Origin of the sequence: Haliscomenobacter sp., assembly GCF_040403615.1 — a bacterium.
In the GTDB taxonomy this organism is placed as follows: Bacteria; Bacteroidota; Bacteroidia; order Chitinophagales; family Saprospiraceae; genus Haliscomenobacter.
In genome coordinates this window covers 1-2,571 of record NZ_JBBAKG010000243.1, presented here as the reverse complement: position 1 = coordinate 2,571, position 2,571 = coordinate 1, and the positions used below count along the sequence as shown (strand labels likewise).

At 45.5% G+C, this 2,571-nt stretch carries 1 pseudogene; it reads left to right on the top strand.

Annotated features, from left to right (window positions below):
- Positions 1-2,571: pseudogene (locus ABW391_RS29260) on the top strand (hypothetical protein); the annotation flags it as partial.

The following is a 2,571-nucleotide window of genomic DNA, read 5'->3' as shown; positions in this document are numbered from 1 at the left end:
TAAATGGCCAGGTAACCTTAGGTGAAAATTCTCTTTTCCAAGGCATCATATTGGCTAACGGTGCCATCCATCTGTTGAATAACGCAACCCTGATCGGACGGGGGCTTTCGCGTTCTGGAGCCATCAATTTATCAGCAAATATCGTTAACGCCGAGGTATTACCCGTTGCCTCGGTCATCTCAGCAAATGGCTCTACCTTATTTTGTGAAGGAGACAGTATTGAACTCACTGGGAACTTGGGCGGAACCTGGAACACGGGAGAGACCACCTCATCATTGATTGTAAAAACCAGTGGAGACTATTTTGTCACCAATTCCAATGGTTGTGGCGATGTGGCTTCCAATCATATTATAGCGACGGTAAACAATGTTGGTGCCGGAACGCTCATTTCGGATGTAGAAAGTACCTGCCCGGGGGGAAGTGTAGACTTTGATTCCGTGGGAACCTCTGGAACCTTAATTTATTACGTTTTCACCAATGGCCTAGTAGCTGCTTCATTTGGTACTTTGGGTCAAGTAGAGGATTACTTGAGCGCAGCAGCAGCAGGTGAATACTGCGTATACACGATTGCTTATTCTGGTTTAAACAATGGCTGCGGCAATGTTTCTGGGTTTACCCTTGGGCAAGTCATCGATGCCTGTTTTGATGAGCAATGCCATGACATTAGTGAACCGCTATGTATTGTGGTACTGGCTCCACCAGTTGGCTCCATTGCACTACAAGGCCCCACCGAATCCAGTGTGGGTGATGGTTCAGTGATCAAGGTGGTGATGAGTGCTTCGGGATTTGCGACACCTTATGACTTTTATTATGGGGATATCATTACCAGTGTTGGGCCGGATTGTCTACCAAGGGCTGTAGGTGGTGCTTTCACCGCTTTGAACGAAGCAGACAGCACTGTAGTCGTAACCTATACTGGTGCCAGTGCTGGTAGCTACACCATTACGTTGAGTCAAGTAGTTGATGCCAATGGTTGCAAGGATACTACTCGCCGCAGTGTAACTTTTACCATTGCGGCAAAAGCGGATTTTATTAACGTTCGCCCCGGAGTCCTCGTGACTTGTTTAGCCTGTGTAAGTCAAGTAAACGTGAGCCTGGGTGCCAAGTGTAGATTTTTGGTTACGCCCAATATCGTTTTAGATGGATTTGCACAATGCGAAAATGGTCAGGTATTGCAAAATGCGTTGGAAGTACTCATCAGTGATGGCAACAACGACAGTTACATCGATTGTGCAGGTACCTATACTTACGTGGTTCGTTTAAAAGCGGAATACGCTGGATGTTTCCTATTTGAACCCTGCTGGGGTAAAATTACCGCTGAAGACAAAACTGCACCTGTCTTGGTATGTGCTCCTGCCAACATTACGTTGGATTGCTACGATGTCAACTATGTGTTGAACAACAACTTGACCATTGGTAACGCAAACGCATTCAATTCTCCAAAGCCTGCGGCAACTGGTGCACAAACCATTCTTTACGCTGAAGGTATTCTTAAGGGAAGTGAAGTCGGTGACAATTGTACCAACACCCTGGCTCCACCAGCGTTGACTGATGACCTGGTCAAGAACCTGGGTTATGCCTATTTCAAAGACAATTGCGTAAGCTGCGGTTGCCGCATTACCTTGAAGTGGAGCGACAAAGTGGTTTTCTACTCTTGCGAAGACTTGAAGACCAACGGCGGCATCTACGCAACCATCTCTCGCGAGTGGGTTGCTACGGATTGCAACGGCATGCATTCTGCTTATACGCAAAAAATCAACTTTAAGCGTCCTGCGATCATCGCGTTCAAATTCAATGGCAAAAGCGAAGGAGATTACGATCGCGTAGTAACTTACAACGCTTGTACTTCTGACAAGAGCTTGATCAAGTACGAAGATGTTACTCCTTTTGTAGACAGCTATTTCTACACTGCTGACAATAAGCGTCGGATCTACATCGACAAAGTTGAGTGCAACTATTCTGTATCTATCAAGGATACTGAATTTCCAATTTGCAATGGCAAAGGCGTGAAAATCGATCGCGAATTGTATGTATTTGATTGGTGTGCAGGTGGTATCATAGATACGTTCCACATCCTGATCAAAATTGGTGACTTTACACCTCCTTCTTTAACATATACCCAACATTCTCCATTTGTGATCTCGACTGGCCCAATGGATTGTACAGCTGCCTTCCCTGTGACTGTAGCGGGCATCAAGTCTGCATTTGGTGTTACTATCTCCGACAACTGTTTGATAGCCAATGCAACGGTAAGCGTTAAGACCAAAGATCGCTATGTAAAAGGCATCCTGGTTGCTGAAAACACCTGGGATAAAGTAGATTATGCAATTATGAATGGCATGATGATCGGCCTACCAGTAGGTACACACCGCCTGATCATCGATGCATTTGATGGTTGCTACAACGCAAAACGTGACTCTTTCACCTTCGAAGTAGAAGACAAGATTGCACCAATAATGAAGTGTGATGATCAATTGCACATTTCATTGAGCAATGGCAACGGTTACACGACTGGATATGCTCAAGTGAGTGCTGACGACATCGACGAAGGTTCTTGGGACAACTGTAAGT